14 protein-coding genes and 1 pseudogene are annotated in these 23489 nt (G+C 61.3%); 10 read left to right on the forward strand and 5 right to left on the reverse strand.

Annotated features, from left to right (window positions below; all coding sequences use genetic code 11):
* Window positions 1-388: 388 nt before the first annotated feature.
* Window positions 389-4192, forward strand: coding sequence for a glycoside hydrolase family 97 catalytic domain-containing protein (locus ACQUQO_RS15970; RefSeq protein WP_435079321.1), 3804 nt, complete (start codon window positions 389-391; stop codon window positions 4190-4192).
* A gap of 45 nt (window positions 4193-4237) precedes the next feature.
* Entirely contained in the window at window positions 4238-4501 is a 264-nt protein-coding gene (locus ACQUQO_RS15975; RefSeq protein ID WP_435079323.1) for a carbohydrate-binding module family 20 domain-containing protein, read from the forward strand.
* 30 nt (window positions 4502-4531) lie between these two features.
* On the opposite strand, the gene ACQUQO_RS15980 is transcribed toward ACQUQO_RS15975, so the two are convergent.
* Window positions 4532-5593: a TrmB family transcriptional regulator gene (locus ACQUQO_RS15980; protein ID WP_435079325.1), complete on the reverse strand. Its 1062-nt coding sequence runs from the start codon at window positions 5591-5593 to the stop codon at window positions 4532-4534.
* Window positions 5594-5675: 82 nt separating this feature from the next.
* Complete coding sequence (locus tag ACQUQO_RS15985; RefSeq protein ID WP_435079327.1) at window positions 5676-7811, reverse strand: alpha-amylase family glycosyl hydrolase; 2136 nt, start codon at window positions 7809-7811, stop codon at window positions 5676-5678.
* 102 nt (window positions 7812-7913) lie between these two features.
* Between ACQUQO_RS15985 and ACQUQO_RS15990 the strand changes: the two genes are divergently transcribed.
* Window positions 7914-9998, forward strand: coding sequence for a glycoside hydrolase family 15 protein (locus tag ACQUQO_RS15990; protein ID WP_435079329.1), 2085 nt, complete (start codon window positions 7914-7916; stop codon window positions 9996-9998).
* Between the two features lie 112 nt (window positions 9999-10110).
* Here the strand turns inward: ACQUQO_RS15990 and ACQUQO_RS15995 are convergent, their stop codons facing one another.
* Window positions 10111-11235 (reverse strand): ABC transporter ATP-binding protein, encoded by a 1125-nt coding sequence (locus tag ACQUQO_RS15995; protein ID WP_435079331.1) that lies wholly within the window; start codon window positions 11233-11235, stop codon window positions 10111-10113.
* Window positions 11236-11631: 396 nt separating this feature from the next.
* Between ACQUQO_RS15995 and ACQUQO_RS16000 the strand changes: the two genes are divergently transcribed.
* The 4 genes and pseudogenes from ACQUQO_RS16000 to ACQUQO_RS16015 form a co-directional block, all read left to right on the forward strand.
* Window positions 11632-12930 (forward strand): extracellular solute-binding protein, encoded by a 1299-nt coding sequence (locus ACQUQO_RS16000; protein WP_435079332.1) that lies wholly within the window; start codon window positions 11632-11634, stop codon window positions 12928-12930.
* Between the two features lie 7 nt (window positions 12931-12937).
* Window positions 12938-13903 carry a carbohydrate ABC transporter permease gene (locus tag ACQUQO_RS16005; RefSeq protein WP_435079334.1) on the forward strand — a complete coding sequence of 322 codons (966 nt, stop codon included), beginning with the start codon at window positions 12938-12940 and terminating at the stop codon, window positions 13901-13903.
* The gene (locus tag ACQUQO_RS16010) at window positions 13900-14982 is read left to right on the forward strand and encodes a sugar ABC transporter permease (protein WP_435079335.1); all 1083 of its coding nucleotides are present in this window, start codon (window positions 13900-13902) and stop codon (window positions 14980-14982) included. Before ACQUQO_RS16005 ends, ACQUQO_RS16010 begins: the two co-directional genes overlap by 4 nt.
* A 239-nt stretch (window positions 14983-15221) precedes the next feature.
* Window positions 15222-15857: pseudogene (locus ACQUQO_RS16015) on the forward strand (TrmB family transcriptional regulator sugar-binding domain-containing protein); the annotation flags it as partial.
* A 14-nt stretch (window positions 15858-15871) separates the two neighbouring features.
* Here the strand turns inward: ACQUQO_RS16015 and ACQUQO_RS16020 are convergent.
* Window positions 15872-18007 (reverse strand): alpha-amylase family glycosyl hydrolase, encoded by a 2136-nt coding sequence (locus ACQUQO_RS16020; protein ID WP_435079337.1) that lies wholly within the window; start codon window positions 18005-18007, stop codon window positions 15872-15874.
* 528 nt (window positions 18008-18535) lie between these two features.
* Between ACQUQO_RS16020 and ACQUQO_RS16025 the strand changes: the two genes are divergently transcribed.
* The 3 genes from ACQUQO_RS16025 to ACQUQO_RS16035 all read left to right on the forward strand — a co-directional run bounded on the left by ACQUQO_RS16025 (window position 18536) and on the right by ACQUQO_RS16035 (window position 20507).
* Window positions 18536-19072, forward strand: a complete 537-nt coding sequence (locus ACQUQO_RS16025; RefSeq protein WP_435079338.1) for a DUF7342 family protein — start codon at window positions 18536-18538, stop codon at window positions 19070-19072.
* Window positions 19073-19522 (forward strand): hypothetical protein, encoded by a 450-nt coding sequence (locus ACQUQO_RS16030; protein WP_435079339.1) that lies wholly within the window; start codon window positions 19073-19075, stop codon window positions 19520-19522.
* A gap of 136 nt (window positions 19523-19658) precedes the next feature.
* Window positions 19659-20507 (forward strand): DUF7260 family protein, encoded by an 849-nt coding sequence (locus tag ACQUQO_RS16035; RefSeq protein WP_435079341.1) that lies wholly within the window; start codon window positions 19659-19661, stop codon window positions 20505-20507.
* 105 nt (window positions 20508-20612) lie between these two features.
* Here the strand turns inward: ACQUQO_RS16035 and ACQUQO_RS16040 are convergent, their stop codons facing one another.
* Window positions 20613-23207 carry a hypothetical protein gene (locus ACQUQO_RS16040; protein ID WP_435079343.1) on the reverse strand — a complete coding sequence of 865 codons (2595 nt, stop codon included), beginning with the start codon at window positions 23205-23207 and terminating at the stop codon, window positions 20613-20615.
* Window positions 23208-23489: the final 282 nt, after the last annotated feature.

Below are 23489 nucleotides of genomic sequence, written 5' to 3' on the forward strand. Positions count from 1 at the left end.
GCAGCCTACACACCTTGTTCCAGTGCCCCTCACAGAGGTCTCGCTCCCTGTGGCTTTATCAACTCAGAACGCAACAGGTACGCCTAGTCCACCGACGCCACTTAGGTATTCGCGCCGTTTCATGATCGTTCTTTGAATGGAATCGTACAGCCGCTCGTAATCACTGACGGAGCGTATGCTTGCATGGAAATAGCACGCGCGCGTGGATTGTTCATGTTTACCACGCCTTCGATCTCATAGCCCTCCTTGAAATAGTTTTTCGTGTCCGAGTAATACTTCTTTATATTGTTTATTTATGTAATGGATGTGTGGTCTCTTCAGTCCAAATGGCGCATCTAACTCGGAACCTGGTGAACATTTATACGCTTCGAGAATTACGTGCTTGTTGATGTTTGACGAACAAAGTCAGCACTCATTCTCGCAAATCAGCCGGCGCGGGTTCGTCGGTGGTCTAACGTCGCTGGCCGCGGCGTCGGCATTCTCACTCACCGTCGCGGACGATGCCGCCGCGCAAGTGACCGGAGGCGACGACACTGCCACACAGACACTCACCTCGCCGGACGGCACCGTCTCGGTAACGGTGGACGTTGCGGACGGCGTTCCGAGTTACAGCATTGCCCACAACGATACTACCGTCATCGAGGACTCGACGCTCGGCTTTGCGTTCGAAAACCAGTCCACCTTCCACGACGGCATCGCCGTCACCGGCACCGAGCACTCGCAGGTAAACGAAACGTGGACACCGATCTGGGACCAGTACGACGAAATCCGCGAACACTACGAGGAACTCCGTGTAGGTCTCCGAGAATCCGGCGGTGCGGGCCGCGCGCTCACGCTGGAACTCCGGGCGTTCAACGACGGCATCGGCTTTCGGTTCGTTTTTCCGAAAGACAGCGGGTTCGGGGAGTTCGCTATCAGTTCTGAACGGACGGAGTTTGCCTTCGCCGACGACTACACCTCGTGGTGGATTCGGAACGATTTCAACAGTTTCGAATACGCCTACAACGAGACACCGCTGAGCGAGATTGCCTCGCAGAGTCCCACCGGCGGCGCGCACACGCCCATCACGATGAAAGCCGCCGATGACCAGTATCTGAGCGTTCACGAGGCGAACCTCGTGGATTATGCTTCGATAGCCATCGAACCCCAGTCGGACGGTTCGACCACCTTCGAGTCCGTGCTGGCTCCGCTGCCCGACGGGACGAAGGTGACGGCGGCGGCCCCACACCGGACGCCGTGGCGCACAGTACAGGTCGGCGAGCGTCCGGGCGACCTCATCGAGTCGAATCTGATTGTCAATCTCAACGAGCCACGCGACCCCGCCGACTTCCCGAAAGGGACTGACTGGATTATCCCCCACAAATTCCTCGGGGTTTGGTGGCTGATGATTACCGGCCGCGCGAACTGGGAGTACATGGGTCCCCAGACCGGCAACCACGGCGCACAGACCGGCCGAATGAAGCGCTATATGGACTTCGCCAGCGAACACGGCATCCCGAGCGTACTCGTGGAGGGCTGGAACGAGGGCTGGCGCACCTACCCCGGCGACGGCAGCGCGATGGACTTCGACGACCCGTATCCCGATTTCGACTGGGATGCAGTCACGAACTACGGCCTGCAACTCGACCCGGCAGTCGAGATGACCTCGCACAACGAGACCGCGGGCAACATCACGAACTACGAAAATCAGTTGGACAATGACCCGAATCCGTTCGCGGACTACGAGGACCGAGGGATTCGGTCGATCAAGACCGGCTACGTCGCCGACAGCGGCGTCACCATTGACGGGACGACCTACAACCACCACTGCCAACCGCTGGTCAACCACCACCACTTGGTGTATCAAAAGGCCGCCAGCCACCGTCAGATGCTGGAAGTCCACGAGCCAATCCACCCCACCGGCGAGCGCCGCACGTATCCCAACGTGATGACGCGCGAGGGCGTACTCGGACAGGAGTACGATTCCTTCGGGTACGTCAGTCCATCTCACCACGTCACGTTCCCGTTCACGCGGATGCTCGGTGGTCCTGTCGAATACACACCGGGCATCTTCGACATGGATTCGGGGTCGGGCGGCATCGAGACGACGCGGGCCAAACAGCTCGCCATGTATCCGAACTACTTCAGCGGACTCCACATGATTGCGGACCTTCCGAGTTCCTACCTCGCCGACCAGCCCGCAGTGCTCGGCGTCGGTGACGTCGCACAGGCCGAGTTTGGTGAGGTTGAAGACTTCCCGACGGCCGCGAAGTGGGCCGGCGCTCAAGCCGGCCGGTACGTGGCTATCGACCCGAACAGCGTCGAGAACGGCGCAACGGTATCGTGGACCGTCGAGGGCGTCGAGAGCGCCGGCGAGTACGACCTCCACCTCCGCTATGCCAGCGACGCGGAACAAAACGCCGTCCCGGCGGGCACACCCCGGACGGCAACCATCACGGTCAACGATTCGGCGAGCACGCAAGTCACCGTGCCCACGACTACGTACTGGGACGAATGGGGAACGGTTTCGACGACCGTTACGCTCGAATCGGGCGAGAACACGGTGTCAGTGGCGCTCACGGAAGGGGATACCGGTGGATTCAACCTCGATTCGATTGCAGTCACCGAAACGAGCCAGTCGATGCCGAAGCCAGACACCGCTCCGATCCGTGGCCCGACCGTTGATGAATTCGAGTTCGTCAAGGACGTGCCGGCCGCTGGCTGGGACGACACGCGCGTGCTCGATTCGGCGATTGGCGAGTACATGCTTACCGCTCGTCAGAAAGACGAGGAGTGGTACGTCGGCGCGATGGCCGACGAAAACGGCCGTGCGCTCAACGTGCCGCTCGACTTCCTCGCATCCGGAAAGCGCGGACCACCCGAGCACGCTGGGCCGCCCGAACACGCCGGCCCACCCGAGAATGCAGGACCGCCGGATGACACGCCCGGACGCGGCCCACCGGAGAACGCGGGACCGCCCGCGAACGCAGGGCCACCCGACCATGCGGGACCGCCCAATGACCCGGCTCCGAGTGGTCCCAAGTACGTCGCCGAAATCTATACCGACGGTATCGACGCGGCCTACGACGCGAACCTCTCGGACGTCCGTGTCAGTAAGGCCATTGTCACCCCGCGAACGACGCTGTTGGCCTCGATGGTCGAGACCGGCGGCACCGCCGTCCGTCTCTACCAGGCCAGCGACAAGGAGGTCGAAAAATTGCCCCGATACGAACACCCCACGCAGGACATCGACGTCTCCATCGAAAACGAGACCTTCGTCCAAGAACCGTTCATTACGGCCACGGGATCAAACAACAGCGACTACATCGGCGGAACAACCGTCGAGTTGGTCGTTGACGGTGAGGTTGTGGCGAAGGCGAACGTCCGATTTCCGCCGAACACCACGAGCGGAAACTACACCTTCTCGTACACGATCAGCGATCCGGGAACCTACAGCGTGACTGTTCAAACGACCGATGGAACGACGCTGGCTTCGAAGACTGTGACGGTCAAACCGCCGGCGACTGTTGCCTCCTTCTCCGATCCATCGGGTGACGACTACGGTCCTGGTAGCTACACCTATCCGACCGCCGATGCGTTCAAGGACGGTGCATTCGACCTACGCTCGCTTACGGTTGAACAGACACCGAGCCTCTACGAGTTCACTTTCGAGGTCGAGAGCCTCTATAACGCCTTCGGGAGCAGTCGCGGGTTCTCGCCGCAGATGTTCATCCTCTGGGTCCACGATCCGAACAAGAGCGGTGGCTCGACAACCAGCCTCGACGACCTCCAAGCCACGACATCGTTCAAGAAACCGTGGCACTACCGCCTTCAGGTCAGCGGCTTCACCAAGGGTATTGTTGACGCAACGGGTACACCTGTGACCGATGCCGATGGCAACACGGTCAGTCTGGGTGCATCCATTGACACGTCGGCCGGGACAGTCACACTGACTCTTGATCGGGCCGCCTTCGGCGGTGTTGACGCCGCGAATCTCGAGGTCGTGTCGATAGTTCAGTCCGAGGATAGGGGCACTCTCCGCCCGGTTGAAGTGCAGAATAAGCCATACGTCTTCGGCGGTGCCAAGCCCGGTGCAGCCGACATGGCACCCCGAATCATGGACATGATTGCACCTGATAGCACCACCCAGTCGGACGCGCTCGCGTACACCGCCGACCAACTGGCTTCGCTGCCGTTCGTCTCACTGGAGTAAGTCCTAACGCTGGGCAGGTATATTTTATATTTTTTGTGGTCCACGGTGCTGAGACGGAACCAGGGGGAGAACGTTCACCTCCTTGGAAACCAGCATGAGATTGGAAACTGGGATGAAACCCGCGCACTCGGTCGGTTTTTCAACCAGGCCGTCTACGACTACCCTACCTGGTACTATGACGTGGCCGTACCCGCCGATCGGGACATTAAGTTCAAATTTGCGAAAATCGACGGCAGCGGAAACACGGTTATGAGTCCGGCAGCAATCGGACTTACACCACACCAGCAGTGGGGAAACCGGATTCTGTGAGGGTACTTGGAAATAGTTTGAGCATCTTACTCAGTTCGATGTTTCGATCGCTCGCAGCTCCACGGTCGCGGCTTCGAAGTCCTCGACGAACGCCCCCTGTCCGCCGGCGTTGTACGTGCCCTCGTCGGTTTCGATGATGAGCGTGTTCTCGACCGGGAACGAGCTGCTCGTGGGGGCGAGCAGCGACTGCCGGACGTCCACGACGACGCCGTCGAGTTCGGACGGCCCGTCCTCGTCGTAGAGCGGACGGCCCGTGACGCGCGCGCGGATCGGCGTATCGGCCCGAATGTGGAGCGCCGCCTCGAGGACCGCGTGGCGGAAATCGTGGTACGTCGCCGGCAACGCCGCGGGGTCGGTGACGTGGATCTCGGTCGCCATCGGGAAGTAGTTCCCGAGGAACGAACCCACGATGACCGGGCCGAGTTGCTCCTGGGCGAAGACGATCGCCCGAGCCGCGCTGTTGGCGCGCGAGAGCATCGCCGGGGGCGCAACGAGGCCCATCTCCCTGTCGACGGTCAGTATCGTCGGCATCGGCTGATCCCACGCGCGAGCGACCGATGCCAGCCCGTCGACGTCGGGATCGTCGTCGGGACCCACGCCGGTAACGAGAAGAAGCACAACCACCCCACGGTCGAGCGCCGCCCGGAGCTCGTCGGCGACCTCGTCGAGCAGCCGGTACGGTACCGCGAGCGTCACCTCCATGTCGGCGCGCCCGAGCAGCTCCGCGGCGCGCTTCAGGACGGTGACGCGGGATTTCACGACCTCGAAACTCTCCGAACGGGGGGCCGCCCGCGAGAACCGCGATTCGAGCGCGGGCTCCATCGCTTCGAGGTCGTCGGCCAGCGACCCCACCACGCTCTCGGGCGGGTTCGCCCTGATGGTCGTCGGCACGATGTGGTCGTTGACCTCGACGAACCCCCTATCAGCGAGCGTTTCCGCGACGCTGTAGACGTGGCGCTTGGAGACATCCGCCTCCTCGGCGATGGTGCTGGCTTTCGCCTCCCCGTGTTCTAAGATCCCCAGATACGTGTCGATCTCCTTGTCGGAGAACCCGAAGCGCTGTAAGAGTCGTTCGAGCGACGTGTCGTCCATGTGGCGTAGTCAAACGAGGGTGATATTTACGTCATCCGGTGGCCGGCGTCGGTTCACGGCGGCCGTCACTATCGCTTCGGCGCTACTGTTTCGTCGCGGGCCGCGGCGCACACAGCACGACGGCGTTCTCGACCCGAACGCCCGCGCCGTCGCTCACGTCGGTCCCGCCGAGCAGGTCCGTGGTGTCGACCACGTGCTCGGGCACCACCGTCGCCGGATCGGCCCCGAAGTTCAGCACGACGACGAGCCGATCGTCGCCGCTCACGCGCTCGTAGGCAACGACGCGCTCGGGATCGCCCTTGGGCACGTCACACACGACGCGCTCGACGCCGGGGGCACGAAGCGCCGGACGGTCGTCGCGGAGTTCGACGAGGCGACGGTGGAAGGCGGTCAGGCCGGCGTCGCCGTCGTGCCACCGCATCGTTCCCCGATCCTCGGGGACGCCGCGTTCCTGGCCGTAGTAGATCATCGGGACGCCGGGCAGGGTGAACGTCGCGGCCACGGCGGGTCGCAGGCTGCCGTCGTCGCACGCGGTCGCGTAGCGGTCCTCGTCGTGGTTCTCGACGTAGCGCATGTGGACCGCCTCGTCGGGGTAGCCGTGACGCCGGGCCTCCACGAGCGCGTCGAGGATGGCCGTCGCCGGCGCGTCGCCGGTGCCGATGTCGCGCAGCGCGGCGTAGAGATCGGTGTCGTAGTGAACGTCGAACTCGTTTTCCCGGAAGGCGGCGTCGCGTGGGACGGTCTCGTCGAGCAGCAGGAAGTCGTCGTCGCGGGCTTTCAGCCGCTCGCGGACCTCCTTCCAGAAGCCGTGCGGGACGCCCCATGCCACGTCACACCGGAACCCGTCGACGAGCGGTGCCCATTCGTCAACGACATCAAGCATCCACTCCCGGACGGCGGGCGAATCGTAGTTCAGGTTCGGAATTCGGGTCCACGTGAAGTAGTGGCCCGGCGCATTGTCGCCGGCCCAGTCCACGTCTGAGGTGTCCTGCTCGGTCGGCATCCGCTCGTAGTGGTCCTCGTAGGCGGGAACGCCCGCGCGATGCAGTTGGAAGGAGGGATGGTCCCGCGAGGTGTGATTGATGACGAGGTCAAAGATGACCTTGATGTCGGCCTCGTGGAGGCGCTTCACGAGCGACCCGAACTCCTCGCGGGTGCCGAGGTCCGCCGCGGTGTCGAACAGGTCGGTGATGTGGTAGCCGTGGCGCGTGGGGGACTCACAGACCGGCGTGAGCCAGACGGCGTCGATCCCGAGCGATGCGAGGTAGGGGACCCGCCGTTCGATTTCCTCGAACGTGGTGTCGACGGTCTCGCCCGCGAACGTCCGAACGAATATCTCGTAGATGGTCGCGTCGTGGACCCACGCCGGCGGGTCGGCGGGGCGGTTGACGGCGACGTCGTCCGCGTGGTTGCTGGCACGAGCGTGTCCGTTGGCACGGTCGCCAGCGTCCCTGGCACGCTCGGCGCGGAGCGCCAGCGTGTCGGCGATGCTGTGCTGTTCGGCGACGGCGACGGCGTGGACGCGCACGGGATCGCCGTCGTTCGAGAGCGCTGCCGTCGGAACCCGCAACTCCGTGTCGGTGATCGACACGTCGTCGCGCGTGAGGTCGTCACGGGCGTCGAGATGGAACTCGACGCTCGGCTCGCTTCCCTCCGGGGCGGCGTGGGCCGTCGCGGTCACGACGATTGCGTCATCCTCGTGGCGTCCCTCGAGGCGAATACGGGGTCGGCCAGCACCTGCGACCGTGACCTCGCTCGTGGCGTGCGGGTCGAACGCGTCGTCGAACGCGAAGATGGCCTCGTGTGTGCCAGGCGGGAGCGCGACGTCGAGATGCCACTCGTCGTCGCCGCCGGCACGCTCGGCGCGGTGTGTGCCCATCGTGAAATCGTTGAACTGCCCGATCACTGCCGCGTGGTCGGCATCGACGTCGCCGTCCACGTCGGCGGCAGCCACGCTGAAGCGCGCTTCGCGGCGCGGGTCCGGAAACGCACGCACCGTCTGTGCGTGGGTACCGTCGGATGCGTCGAGTTCGACGCAGTAGGTGCCGGCGACATCGGGCGTGAGGTGGACGACCGCTCCGTCGCCGAGCGTCGCCGTACTCTCCACGGGTCGTTCCGCGATCCGCCACGCGTAGCTCGCCGACGCGTCGGGGTCGCGCGGTGCGAGTTCGACCGATTCGCCGACGTGAGGGAATCGGGGTGGGCCAGGATGGGACATACGCCCACGGTTGCCATAGACGCCTTTGACTGTTTCGATCACCGTCGAGCCATGAACTACAATTACACCAAAGTTATTACGCCGCGGCGAGACGTGTCCCCAATGCCACTCCGCGACGCGCTGAACGACTACGAACGCCACCGAAGCGACCCGACGCGGTTTCCTGGCGAGCGACGGACGACGACCGGCCGTTTTTCGGGCTGGGACGGCCGTCTCGTCCACGTCGGCGAGAACGGGTCGATCCGGGATTTCAGCCATCCGCTGGTCGGCCTGACCGGCGTCGTTCGTTCCGGACTCGGCGTCCGGCCCGCCGACGGGGGAGCGGGGACGGCGTGGTTCGACGCCAAAAGCAGCGCCCAACGGTACCACGGCGACACCGCGCTCGTGGTGACCGATCACGAAACTGCCCACGGACTGGTAACGCAGTACGACCTCACGCTCGGTGCCGTCCACGTCACGCACGTCGACGCGAGCGAGGCCAACGAGTCGCTGGACGTGGTCGTCGGCGTCGGGTTCGCCCCGGACGGCCGCGACGCGCGCATCGGTCGCCTCCAGCACGGGGATGCGGTCGAAGTGTACCACGCCGAGGAGACCGACTACCTCGCAAGCGACACCGGGTTCGAGACGATCCAGAGTTCCGGGTTCGATGGCTTCGAGGAACTCCTTCACGGGACGTCCACCGACTATCCGTGGAACAGAGAGGAGGACGCCGAAGCGAACGCCGCCACGGAGAACGCCGCTGGGGAAAGCGACGCTGGAGAGGACACCGCCGGAGAGGACGCGTTAAGCGGCGACGTGGTGGGCGTGCTGCCGATCGAGGACGGAACGGCGACGCTTTCGACCCTGTTGACGACGCGCGCGGACAGGCCCCGCACGGACGCGCTCGACGCGGTTCGGGCGGCCGCCGGCGACTACGACACCACGGCGCTCGAACGCGCGGCTACCCGGCAAACCGAACCCGCCGTCGCTACCGAGCACCCCCATTCCGACGCGATCGCCGCGGACATCCGGGTTCTCTCGCTGCTCACCGGGCAGTCGGGGCTTCGGATCGCCGGCCCGGAGTTCGACCCGTACTACGCGTACTCGGGCGGGTACGGCTATTCGTGGTTCCGCGACGACGCCGAGATCTCGCAGTTCCTGCTCGATGCGGACGAGCAGTTCGATCTCGGACTGGATGATCGCCACGCCGAGAGCGCACGCGCCTACGTCGAGACCCAGCTCGACGACGGCACGTGGCCCCACCGCGTCTGGTCGTTCGACGCCACGCTGGCCCCTGGCTGGGCCAACGGCCGCCTGGAAGCCGGTGACGCCACCAACTACCAGGCCGACCAGACCGCGAGCGCCACGGCGTATCTGGCGGTACACGACGGCGACCACCGCGACGCACTGGACCGCGCGCTCGCCGCGCTCGACGACGACCTCGCCGACGACGACCGGCCGACCGCCGGCGAGAACGTGTGGGAGGACATGGCCGGTCGGTTCACACACACCGCCGCCACCTCCCTCGAAGCGTACGCGGCGCTGGCCGCGACCGACGGCGACCTCGCGGACCGCGCGGACGAGCGCGCCGCTGCGGTCTACGCCGCGATCGACGACCTGTGGGTCGACGACCGCGGGATCTACGCCCTGCGCGAGTACGGCGCGGATCACGACGACGCGGGCGGTCTCGACGACCGGTGCGACTCCGCGACGTTCGCGCTCGTCAGTGCCCACCGCGCGTACGCTCGCGTCGGCGAGGTCGACGACGCCCGACTCGACCGTCTCGTCTCGCACGTCACCACCGTCGTCGACGAGCTCCGGCGCGACCCCGGTTCCGGCGGGGTCGCCGGCCTGGCTCGGTACGAGGGCGACGGCTGGCGACGGCGCGAACAGGCGGACGAAAAGATCTGGACCGTCTCGACCGCGTGGGGGGCCTACGCCGCCGGCGCGCTCGCCGCGATGCTCGCCGACCGCGACGACGACCGCGCCGCGGACCTGGCCGCGACGGCGCGGGACCTGCTCGCGCTCGTGCTCCCCGACGGGCCGCTGTGTTGCGACGGCGGCTATCTCCCGGAACAGGTGTTCGACGACGGGACGCCCGACAGCGCGACGCCGCTCGGCTGGTCGCACGCGCTGCGGCTGGCAACCGTGGCGCTGCTGGACGAACACTCGATGCTCGAACGAGCGCCGGTCGCGGCGGACGACTGATAGTGTCGGTCGGCAGTCTTCACCTGACGGTATGTATGGAATCGAGAGACAGCAAAGCGGTCTCGTGACGTGCAGCGGTAATTGCCTCCGACCGACACTATAATTCGGGCCGTCAGGCCGTCACGATCGGCGGCTCCTCGCCCTCGGCCAGCAGCGCATCGCCGGTCCCTGCGTCGAACAAGTGAACGTCGTTCTCGTCGAAGGTCACGCGGATCTCCTCGCCCGTCGCGGGTTCGATCCCGGAGTCGACCCGGGCGATGAACTCCGGACCGAGATCGAGATATAGGTAGTTGTCGCTGCCGACGGGTTCGACGACCTCGACGCTGGTCTCGATGCCGTCGCGCTCGTCGGTCACGCGAACGTTCTCGGGGCGGATCCCGAGCCGAGCAGACGTCACGTCGGCCCCGGTGACGTGTCGCCCGCGGTCGCCGCCCAGCGTGTACGTGAACCGATCCCCGTTCGTGAGCATGGTGCCGTCCCCGGTCTCCTCGACAGTCACGTCGAGAATGTTCATCGAGGGCGAGCCGACGAACCCGCCGACGAACTCGCTGTTCGGGGCCGCGTACACGTCCGTCGGCGTACCGGTCTGCTGGAGGACGCCGTCGTTCATGATGGCGAGTCGGTCGCCCATCGTCATCGCCTCTTCCTGGTCGTGGGTCACGTAGATGGCCGTGATCCCCAGCTGCTCCTGAAGACGTTGGATCTCGGTCCGCATGCTCGTCCGGAGCTTCGCGTCGAGATTGGAAAGCGGCTCGTCGAACAGGAACACGTCCGGCTCGCGGACGATGGCGCGACCCAGCGCGACGCGCTGTTTCTGTCCGCCGGACAACTCGCCAGGTTCGTCGTCGAGCAGGTCCCCGATCCCCATCATCGCTGCCGTCTCGTCGACCTTCTCGTTGCGCTCGTCTTTCCCGAGATTAGTGCTCATCCGCAGGCCAAAGGCCATGTTCTGCCGGACGGTCTTGTGGGGGTACAACGCGTAGTTCTGGAACACCATCGCCACGTCGCGGCGGCGCGCGTGGACATCGGTGACATCCTCGCCGCCGATGCGTACCTGGCCCGACGTCGGCTGTTCCAGCCCCGCGATCATCCGGAGCGTGGTGGACTTCCCACAGCCCGATGGTCCGACGACCGTAACCAACTCGCCGTCCCCCACTTCGAGAGAGACGTCGTCGACCGCGACGAGCCGTCCGCTGTCGAACTCCTTTCTGAGGGTGTCGAGCGTGACAGTTGCCATCCGCTGGAGACTACGGACGGGAGGATATAGGTCTTACCCTGAATCCAAAATTTGTGAGGCAGGATTTCGTAGCGACTGAAACCTATCGTCGCGGCACGAGACGCCGGACGCTTCGTCGCCCGGATCTCAATCTCGCCGCCAGGCAACTGCCAGTCGGTGTTCTGTCGGTCGACAGAGGCTATCAGCCGGCAGTGTACTGCCGGACGGCAGTCGTTCCGTCTACCACGCACGGAAATCGAGGGCGGGCGAAATGATCGAGCGAACACATGCAGTGACTGCCGCCGATCGGGTGTATTCGAGCGATACCGCGATCCGTTCCGCGCGTCCATCGTGACAACCGTTCACAGATAACCGAAGCTATTAAGTTATGAACGACTCTTTCATCCAACGTTCACCATGCCAACGAATCGCAGAACCGTACTGAAGCAGATCGGCGGGGCGAGCGCTGTCGCGGCGCTCGCGGGCTGTATCGGGGTGCAACAGCAGGGTTCCGGGGGCAGTACCCAAAGTGGGGACAATCGATCCGGGAGCAGCGGGAACACGAGCGGCACTGGCACGACGAGCGGGTCGGCCGGGCCGTCCGGGTCGGCGAAGGTATGGTACTCGCTCCCGAAACCGGAGATCCCCCTCCGAAAAAGCGCGATCGAGGCGTTCAACGCCCAGTCTGAGCACACCATCAGCGGGGCGGACATCTCCGACATGCAGAAGAAGACCACCAGTGCGCTCCCCGCCGGCCAGGGGGCGAAAACCTTCGAGTGGGCCCATGACTGGGTAGGTGATTACTTCCAGCGTGGCTTCGTCGTCGACCAGAGCGACAAACTCGACGTGAGCCTCGATACGTTCACGAGCGCGGCCGCCGGGGCCGTGCAGTTCGAGGGCAACGTCGTGGGTCTTCCCCACTCGGCCGAAACGGTGACGCTGATATACAACACTGACATGGTCGACGAGGCACCGAAGACGGTGGCCGATATGGTCTCGGCGATGAAGGAACACCACGATCCGAGCAACGGCACGTACGGCCTGAGCTATCCGTTCGATCCCTACTACACCAGCGCGTGGCTCCAGGCGTTCGGCGGCTACTACTTCGACCCCGAGAAGGACCCGATGCTCGGGATCAACAGGAAAAAGGCCGTGCGCGGTCTGGAGTTCGCCCTCGAGAACTTCAAGCCGTACATGCCGACCGATCCGAAGTACGAGCCACAGGCGGCCGCCTTCGCTGCGGGCAACGCAGCGTTCGCCTTCAACGGACCGTGGTATCTGGCGACCCTCAACGAGAAAGGGGTGAACTACGAAGTCACGACGCTCCCGAAACCCGAGGGCGGCGACCCCAATCCCTACACCGGTATCACGATGTGGTACTTCACGAAGGGCATGAAGAAGGACAACGCCGCGACGGAAGCCGCGCGGAGGTTCATCGAGTGGTACGTCACGAACGAGGACCACATCATGAAGCTCGCCGAAGAGCAGGGGGCCATTCCGGTGCTGTCCAGCCTGGTCGGGAGTGACGAACTCCCAAAACAAGTGAAGCCCTTCTCCCAAACAGTCAAACAGGGAACGCCGATGCCGACTCACCCGAAGATGAACAAGGTCTGGCCGACGATGAAGACCGCGCTCATCAAGGCATTCAACGGAAACGCCAGCCCGAAAGCCGCGCTCGATCAGGCCGCAAAAACCATCCACAGCAACTGGGAATGAGCCGGTCATGAGCACGATTTCGCGCGTTGCACGCCGCGTCGAGACGATTCCGTTTCTCGACAAGCGGGACGTCTCCCTGCTGTTCGTGCTTCCCGGACTGTTCGTCTTCGCGGCGTTCATGCTGTTCCCGGTGGTGTACCTCGTCGGGATCTCGTTCACGAACGCCGATCCGGCGAGCCTGTTCGCCGGCGAGGGGGCCGCCTCAATGCTGACGTTCGGCGAGGCGACGTTCGTCGGGCTCCGCAACTACGTCAACGTTCTCACTGATCCCACGTTTTGGAACTCCTTCGGGGTGACGTGGCTGTTCGTTGCGACCAGCGTCACCCTGAAGATCGGATTGAGCCTCGCCATCGCGCTCGTGGTGACCAGCGACCGCGTGCGCGGCAAACGGGTGATGCGGTCGTTCATCATCCTCCCGATGGGGCTGCCGGCCATCTTCACGGTCACCGTGTGGCGCGGCATCTTCAGCTCGGCCGAGTTCGGGCTGGCGAACCAGGCGCTGTCGGCGCTCGGGATCGGCTCGATCGCGTGGCTCTCCGAGCGGTGGCCCGCCTTCCTCGCGTACAACGTCACGGAGATGTGGCTCGCGTACCCGTTCATGGTCATCATCACCGTCAGCGCGTTGCAGGACGTGCCCGAGCAGCTCCACGAAGCGGCGAAAGTCGACGGCGCAGGCTTCTTCTCCCGGCTCCTGCACGTGACGCTCCCGTCGATCAAGCGACCCGTACTGTTCGCCTCGATCCTGACGGCGGCCGCGTCGTTCCAGCAGTTTCTCATCCCCTACGTGTTCAACAAGGGCGGTCCCGCCCGGGCGAACGAACTCATCGTAGTCTACGGCTACCGGGAGGCGCTGTCGTTTTCGGAGTACGGGTATGGCGCGGCTGTCAGCCTCATTGCAGTGCTGTTCATCGGTGCGTTCATGTGGTTGAACGTCAAACGTGGCCGGCTTGCTGAGGGGGTGTCAGAACAGTGAGTCTCTTCGGCCGGATCAGTCGGAAGCTGAAGACGGACGTGCGGAACCTCGTGCTCCAGCCCGTCGCTGCCGTTCGCAACGCGGTGTATACGGTCAACGGTATCAGACGCGGCAAGATATCGCCCGTCGAGCCGTTGAAAACCCTCGGCGCAACCCTCGGTGCGCTCGCCGTGGTGCTCGCGCTCCTGTTCCCGATCTACTGGATCCTGACGGCCGCCCTCTCCAGCACCGGTGGCTCGATCTACTCCGCCGGTGGATTCAACCTGCTGCCGCAAAACCCGACGTTGCAGCCGTTCCTCTGGGTGGTCGGCGACCTCATCGTTCCGGGATACACCATCTCGGTGAACGTCCCGATCACCGACCTCGCCGTCGTCATCAACACGCCGGAGGTCGTCCTGCTCGATGTCTCACAGTACGGCGTGACGAACCCATCGAACTTCAAGGGATACCTCTGGAACAGCCTCACGGTCGCGGTGCCGACCGTCGTCATCGCCATGTGCCTGGTCGTGCCGGCGGCGTACGCGCTCTCGCGCCGGGAGTTCATCCTTCGTCGCAAGGTGCTGTTCGTGTACGTCCTCATGACCCAGGTCGGAGGTGGGCTCGGCGTTGCGTTGCTCATCGGACTGTACGCCGTGTACGTCCAGTTCGGCATCAACGACAGCAAGCTCGCGCTCGCGGTCTACTACGCGGCGACCGCGATTCCATTCAACACATGGCTGTTGAAAACGTATATGGACGGGATCCCCGTCTCGTATGAGGAGGCGGCCGTCGTTGATGGTGCGCCACCGTGGCGCGTCATCACCGAGGTCATCCTGCCGCTGTCCACCGCAGGACTCGCCACGGTGTTCATCTTCACGTTCCTCACCGGCTGGACGGAGTTCGTGGTCGCGCAGACGCTACTCACCACCGAAAACTACACGTTGCCCGTCGGGCTGTACTCGCTCATCAGCGAATACTCGATCCCGTGGGCGCGCTTCTCGGCGTTCGCGCTTACCTTCGCAACGCCGATCATGCTAGTGTATCTGTTCGCCCAGCGCTACATCGAGGGTGGTCTCTCGTTCAGCGGCATGGGCGGCTGATCGTCCGGCCGAAACGCCGTTTCGGCGTTCGGTATCCGTATGAGCCCTCCTCCGTATAAAAATAGGTGCGTAGCAGGCATCCGGCCGCCGACAGCTACCCACTTTGTTACAGAGCCCATGGCGAATGCGATTTGAGGAGGTGATTTTCGCATATGTGCTGAGATCGAAACCAATGGACAGCCTAAATATCACGAGATTTCGTGCATGACAAATCCATCTAGCCGGTTTCTGAACTACTCGGTGAAGTCACCGGCGAACTGCTGGCTGCCCTCGACCGTAATGTTCTCGTTCTCCTGTTGGTCACCGGTGTCGCTCCAGACGAGGCCACCAGATATCGATGGCGTAGCCTCGGTCGCGCGCGTGGGAGCAGCCGATGCCGACGATACTCGCCGTCGACAAGGAAATGGACCTCGTCGCCCCCACCAGAAATGCTCTCGCAGGCCAACAGTTCGGCTCGGGCGGTCGTCTTCGCACAGGAGCAACTCGGTCCGGTCATGGTGAGTTCGTTTCTAAGTAATTACTTTCCGATGGCATCTGAAGTGTTCGCGGCTGATCCCGTCACGCTCCCGGCGACGTATCACGACTTTCGACACACGGTCTTTCAGGCAACCCTCCATCTCCGTGCCGACACGACGGTTCGTGCGCACGTTGACGGTCGTCCGCTCCCGGAGGAGGACGGTCCAACCGAACTCGACGGTGTAGTCATAGACGCCCAACAATCGCTGCTTGATCCGACAAGCAGCTCGCTCCCGGTTGAGAATACCCTTATTGTCGAAACTCCTGAGGGTACATACACCGTCGGCGGACAGAGTGCATTCGTCGAAGACTTCGAAGCTTCCGAAGTCGAACTACGATCGACCGAAACCTCGAACTGAACGGGGCGCTCGAACTATTTCCAAGTACCCTCGTAGAATCCGGTTTCTCCGACTACTGGTGTGGTGTAGGTCCGGTTATCCCCGGACTCATAAACCGCGTTTCCGCTGCCGTCGATCTTCACGAATTTGAACTCGATGTCCCGATTCTCGGGAACGGCCACATCGTAGTACCAAGTGGGGTAGTCGTAGACGACTTGATTGAAAAATCGACCGACTGCGCGGCTTTCGTCCCAGCTCCCAATTTCGTGCTGGTCGCCGAGAAGGTACACGTTCTCTCCCGACTCGGTTTCAGCGCTGTGGACCACGAATCGCGCCGATACCAGGTCATCCGAGAGCAGTTCGAACCCCGTGAAGGGGCCGCTCGTAGCTCCGTTGGCGTCGGTGACAGTGATATCGTAGAAACCGCCGGCGATATAGGGGACGTCGACCTCGACCTCCGTGTCTGACCAGGAGACGATCCCCGCCGAAGTCGAGTCGAACTCGACGGTACCTTGGCTAGAGCCGAACCCGCTGCCGTGGACGGTGATGGTATGGTCGGTGTGCGCCATCGTCGGCCCGACATGACCTATGCTCGGCCCAACCGTATCCCCCCTGTGTTGCCAGATGCAGACAGTCTTTGGGCCGAACGAGAAGGTGTCGATAGAACCGTCGCTGTTGACTGTCGTCGAGAAGCCGTCAAGGATGCCGTCGAGCTCGTCAGCATAGCTCCCCCGCGGCAGCGCGGTGTAGAGACCGTCGATATCGTACGAGTCGAGACTACGGTTGATACCGACGAGCACGACATCACCACCAAACTCCCGTTCGTAAAAGAACACGTCACTACTGAGCCAGCGCTGCTGAGTGTCACCGTAGGCTAAGGCATCGTTCTCCTGGCGCAGCGGAGCAAGTTTTTGGATGACTTGGTAGGCCGTCGTGGTCCGGTCGAAGCCTGGCATTGGCTTGCGATTCTCCGGCGTGTCGTTGCCGGTGAGGTACTGCTCGGTGCCATAGTAGATTGTCGGAACGCCCCGGGTCGTCAGCAAAACGGCCATCGCCATGTCAGTATTCGTTGTATTCGCGCCCGACTTGTGGAATCGACCCATATCATGGTTGTCGATAAAGGGAACTTGATCAAGAACTTGATCATGTTCGTCGGCAGTTTCCTGAAGCACGTCCCAGAGACCGTTGAAATCGTCCGTAAAGTCCCGAAGCGTCTGGCGAATCTCCTGACCGAATCGAAAATCCAGCAGGCTCATGCCACTTTGATTTGAGAGTTCGTAATAATTTTCGTTGTATGCATCGCTCCCAAGGAACCACTCGCCGAACGTGAACACCTGCTGGTGATCGTAGATAGCGTCGACAAAGGTTTTCTGCCAGAGCGGGGCCATGTGCGCCACTGCATCGATGCGCAGGCCGTCAATACCGGTGTTGAGCCAGTGACGCACCGCGTCCTTGAGGTAGGAGTCAATATAGGTCTCGGACTGGTCGAAGTCTGCTAGATTGTAAAGATTTCTGTATATCTGGCCTTCGTAGGTGGAGTAGTCCGTTCCACCGTTATGATGGAAGTAGCCGTTAGGATCGTCGTTATAACTGGCCACATACGAGCCATTATCGTAGAGAATGCCGTCCTCCATGCTCCCATCGGTGGCAGACGGCGAGGTATGATTTGGTACGAAGTCGATGACTACCTTGAGTCCATTATCATGGGCGACGCTCACAAGTTCCTCAAACTTGGACATTGAGCCGAAGAACGGATTCGGTTGTTTGAAGTCACGTGCCCAATAGCCGTGGTAGGCTGCCCCCGAATTGGAGTTGTACTCCGCGATGTTCTCGAACGGTGGCGAAATCCAGATTGCCGAGACACCCATATCGGGGATGTAGCCGCTCTGGATTTTGTCAATGATCCCCTGCCAATCCCCGCCGCAGTATTTCTGCAGGTCCGAACAGTCCGAACTGTATATCTCGCCGCTCGGATCATTATCTGGGTTCCCGTTGTGGAAGCGATCAACGAGAATTTGATAGACCACATCGTTCGAGAAGTTCGCCCTGCTTCCCAGGGACGATGTGCTCTGTGCTGCCACAATATCGTGGTTGTTACTCGTACCTGCAAGGCCGATAGTGCTCAGTCCTATTGCCTCTAGTACTTGTCTTCGACGTAGGTTGTCTAGCATACATCTCCGACCAAGGATAGTATGAAGAAATATCTTTTCCAACTTCCTCTGACACAACCGCCAAAACTGTCACAGAAGTCTAATATTAGACGGATGTTTTCTCCTACAGAGTTGGAGTTGGGGAGCCCCTTACACATCTGAACTCGGATAGGTAGATTATTCGTGAGAAGTGTGCGGAATTTATACTGTCGACAGAGCTGTCTCGTAAGTACAGTTGAGGTATCAGTCTGCTATGCGGTGGTTCATCAGCATTCGATATTCACGTATTCCTGTTCGACAGTGTCAGTCTTTCAAGGTTGATTTCAGCGTCTACCGTGCATGAGCAATCTATCTGCCCGACTCCAGATACAGACAATAGCGTATCAACATGCGTTAAATCCCCGAACTCATACAGACAATAGCCGGGACTGAAATTTGGATAGCCACTCTGCTGTGCATTGAGAGTCCTAGTCTCAACTTCTGCGCGGCGGCCAGTCAAATATCTGCTCGTTCCAAATATATATTGCAAAGCAGCGCGTATTCCCTTCTATGACTGATTTCGAACCCACTCCATCCGAAGACGACATCAACACAGTGCGCCAGCGCTGGTCTGAGAACACGGATACGTTCGGGCGTGTCTACAACACACTCCTCGGTATTACCGAGCCAACGCCCTATCCCGAAATCGCAGAGATCGCCGATTGCTCGCCTAACGCCGCGAAAAAGCACCTCGAACGCCTTGCGGAGATGGGTATCGGTCGGGCCGACCGCCAGAGCCGCCCCGCCCGCTACGAACGCAACGACGGCTACCTCGAATGGCAAGACGCGAGCCGTCTCGCCGACGAACTCACAGTCGACGAGATCATTGACCGCGTCCACCAGCTCGAAGACCACCGAGAGGAATTCGAACAGCGCTTCGAGACGCCTGATCCCTCCGCGGTTTCGGTGTTCGAGCACGACGATCACGACGCGATCCACGAGCGAATGAACGCCATCAGCGACTGGCAAGCGCTCAATCGCGATATTCGCCTCTACGAACTCGCACGACAGCTTGCCCAGAACGACGGTCGTCTCCTCCCGGCGTAGATGACGCCGTCCCCAAGCGATGAACCACCGTCAACTGGCCCACCGGATCGCCAGACGCTCCGGCTCATTGAGAGTCTCCTGACGGACGAACCAATAGTCGCCACAACCGAGTTCGAACCCGATAGCTACGAGCCTCGCATCCTCCATGCACCGTGCGAGGAGAGCCGGTATCCAGCGACAGCCGAGACCGCTCGGCTGGACATTCGCTGGTTCGCCAGCGGTGACTTCTCACTGCACTACGTCGAGACGATGGACACCGATCAATGGGAATGCCGCTGGGACCGCCATCCTAACCCGCACAACGCACGTCTTCATTTCCACCAACCGCCGGATGGAGACGAAATCACTGATCTCACATGGCCGTCGCTCCATCCGGTCGATGTCCTCTCGACAGTGATCGCTGCGATTGAACAACGGATCGACCAGCACTGGTCACCCGAAAAATTCTAAGCCCACACTATCACGAAACTTTCGAGCAGATGGTCTGACCGACGACTGAGAGCGAGACCAATATCAATATATGCGAGTTTTGTTAGCGATCTATTCGGCGAATAGAATTATGACACCCCGTACCGTATTGCCAATAATGACCACTCGTTTCGTCCCGACCACGACACGGTCCGCAATAGAGACCGTCAAGACTGACCGGGAATGGACTACCGACGAGCGCGATGTATTTGCGACATTCACTGATCGCATCGCTGATCTCGATGTCGCCGCGGTCAACTCGTCAGCCGACGAGCTCCAGCAGCCGTCGACACGGCTGTTGGTGCCATCACCTCACGCATCGAATACAGCTGCCTCGCTTGAGGAAGTCCGTGACATCTACCGCGAGACAGTCATGGCTGTCGAGCACTACGCTGATGTCTACGGCGATACGCTCGAAGAAAGCCTTGCTCAAGAGTTCGGGCCGGAGGTCGCCACCATCGTGCTAACCAGCGATCAGCTCACACCACAGCTCCGCGAGCGGCTCGTCGAATGCAGCCAACAAGCACGTGAGAGCCGCCACTCGCTGCTGCAAGGCCTCAAAAGCGAATCCAATGCTCTCGAAACCGCCGACGCGAAGCTGACGCGCTTAGGCTCTGATCTCGATGGGATCGTAGGGAAGCACTCGTTCGAGAACTGGACCGACACGGAACTCGATGGTGCCGACGAACGCCTGCGCTCGCGCAGACACGAATGCGAGCAGCTACTAACAGATCGACAAATCACCCTCAGCGAACAGCGCGTACCCGGTACACATCGTATTGATCACGGATTCAACGAGTACCTATACGAATCACTCTCCGTGACCTATCCCGTCGTGACGGATACAATCAGTCTCGTCGACACACTTCGTACCGCCCAACAGAGTGTCAAACAGGCACTCACTGCCCGAGAACTCACGTCTGACGAAGAGCCAGACACTGCTGCTCTCTGTGGAAAATCTGATTGAAGAGCGGAGAAGGACACTCTAATCCGAGTACACGCACGAACGCCGACTGCGACAGATTCGATGCTCTCAGTGCCAAATTGCTGTCTTCAACCACTACCGACGTGGTTAGAGCTGCCCGACGTACGCTGGCTCACCATCAAGGTACACATTTATCGGAGCGCCATCGAAGTCGAATGTGACGAGGTCGCCGTCGAACGTGTACGCGTCCGCCCCGTCGTCGACCGTTCCTGATGCACTCTGAGTGCTGATCTGATCTTCGCCACTGGTACCTGCACGTACTCCACTTTTCTGGAGGTTGCTGTCCACCCTGAAGCTGTAGTTGGTGGTCGACCCGCTTCCTTTTATTCGGAGATAGTGATCAGGGCGCTGGCCGACATGGGCAGGTTCGCCGTCAAGAGTGATATTAGCCTCGCCGTCGAGGTCGAAGCTCGTGAGTTCACCAGAGAACACGTAGCTGTCGATACCGCCGTCGCCGCCCTGCCCGGTCGCGGCATAGTCGGTGATGGTGTCGTTGTCGTCGATGGTTGCGCCGTTCGCCGTACTCTTTTCGAGGTCCCCGCTCACCGAGAACGTGTACGAGAACCGCTCGTCAGTGCCTTCGATAGAGAGCACGTGGTCGGACCGTTGGCCAACGTGGGCGGGTTCGCCGTCGAGAGTAACATTGGCCTCACCGTCGAGGGCAAACGATTCGAGACTTCCTGAGAAGGCATAGCTGTCAATACCACCGTTGCCACCTTGCCCGGTCGCGGTGTTATCCGAGATGGTATCGTTGTCGTCGATGGTCGCGCCGTTCGCCGTACTCTTTTCGAGGTCTCCGCTCACCGAGAACGTGTACGAAAACCGCTCGTCAGTGCCCTCTATCGAGAGCACGTGATCGGGCCGTTGGCCGACGCGAGCGGGTTTGCCATCGAGGGTGACGTTAACCTCGCCGTCGAGGTCGAAACTTGTGAGTTCACCAGAGAACACGTAGCTGTCGATACCGCCGTCGCCGCCCTGTCCGGTCGCGGTGTTACCCGAGATGGTATCGTTGTCGTCGATGGTCGCGCCGTTCGCCGTACTCCTTTCGAGGTCGTCACTCACCGAGAACGTGTACGAAAACCGCTCGTCGGTGCCCTCGATGGAGAGCACGTGGTCAGGCCGTTGGCCAACTCGGGCGGGTTCGCCATCGAGGATAACGTTGGCTTCACCATCAAGGGCGAACGATTCGAGACTCCCCGAGAAGGCATAGCTATCGATGCCGCCGTCGCCGCCTTGCCCGGTCGCGGCATAGTCGATGATAGTGTCGTTGTCGTCGATGGTCGCGCCATTCGCCGTACTCTTTTTGAGGTCTCCGCTCACCGAGAACGTGTACGAAAATCGCTCGTCGGTGCCTTTGATCGAGAGTTCATGCGGGAGGCCGCTTCCGCCGTCATCGTCAGGTGTCGGACACGAGCCATCGTCCACGATGTCGGACGTTGTCACCGAAGAATTGTCCTCGGCGACCTGTTCGCCGGTGATGTCGATGGTACTGTTTCGCACCGTGCTTCCGTCCGAATCGACCAGTACGACCCCGTCGCGGTTCGCCCCCTTCTGGTGGATACAGCAACCATCGACGGTCGAATCAGGCCGGTCCCGCAGTTCAATGGCCGCGTTGCCGTCGGCGCTGCCAGTGATGCTCACGTTCTCCATCGTTCCGGCGTGTGGTTTCGCCGGTGGGTCGTAAGCTCCGCCACCGTCAGGTTCCTTGCCGAACACGCCACGCACGCTGTCCTCCTCGATGCCGATACGGGTGTTTCGCACTTGGAACTCACTGGCGGTCGCCTCGGCGACGACCCCGCCACCGGAAAAGGGTGCCGACCGAATCGAGATGTCACAGTCCCTGATTTCGACGTCGGTCCGGTCGCTTTGACGACCCATTTCGACACGCACGCCGCGGTAGTTGAGCGCCTCGTATGGGTTCGGTGCGTCGCTCGCGTCGGCATCCACTTCGAGGGTCACACCATCGACGTAACTGCCAGCACTCCCGATGCGAACTTGATTGTTGTTGTTGCGGTAGACACCGCCTTCGAACTGAACGACACCATTTGTCCGACTGGTGTAGGTACCGTTCGAGCCGAATTCTTCAATACGGCAATTTCTGAATGTAATAGTGCCTCGATTGGAGATACCGACCCAGATACCGCTTCGTCCATCACCAGCATTGTACGCTCCCATTAGTCCGTGATTGTTCGCTCTGAGATCTGTAACGAGACCACTACCATCGGGTGATCGAACGATTGGATAGAAGTAATCCATCACGTTTGGATTGCCGTTCTCGCCGGCTCCACCTGGTTCCCAGCCCGGTTCTTCTCGTGGAACCGATTTGGGATGGATTCCCTGACCGATTAGCTCGACGTCGTGGACACGAAGATCGTCATCGACTCCCAAGTGGAGTCCGGGTGTCGCTCCGTTTGCTGTTTGGTCGATATCAATGCCCTCGAAGAGCAGTCCAGTGCCCCTATCGACGACGAGGGCTTTTTGGTTGAATCGTTCGGGTACGGTAAATCGGACGTCTCCCGTACCAACGAATCCGAGATTGGTCTTGTCCAGTATGACGTTTTTCTGAGTGAGTTTGTATTCTCCCGCAGGGAACTTCAGTAGCGTGTAATCGTCAGCTGCATCCGTAATTTGCTCGTCGCATGGCTCTGTTCCAGTCGGGTCACAGCCGACGTCCTCGACCATATCGACTACCGTCTCGAACCTAATTCCACGGCGTTCTGCGGCACTTGCAGAGCCACTGACTAGTGGAAACGCTCCCATGGCAGCCCCTGCAGCCTTCAGGCACGTCCGTCTATCAATAGATAGTACAGGGTTCCCGTTGCCGTTGCTCTGTTTGCCGCGGTTGTCGTCACGTGGCATCACCATATTTGAAATTCTTACGAGAGTACTGTTGCGTTTCGACTATTTAAAACCGGCGTGAGCCGGTAGTGACGACCTGATGTCTGTGGTTTCCAAGTCAGCAGG

It is taken from the genome of Halococcus sp. AFM35 (genome assembly GCF_051195015.1).
GTDB lineage: Archaea > Halobacteriota > Halobacteria > Halobacteriales > Halococcaceae > Halococcus.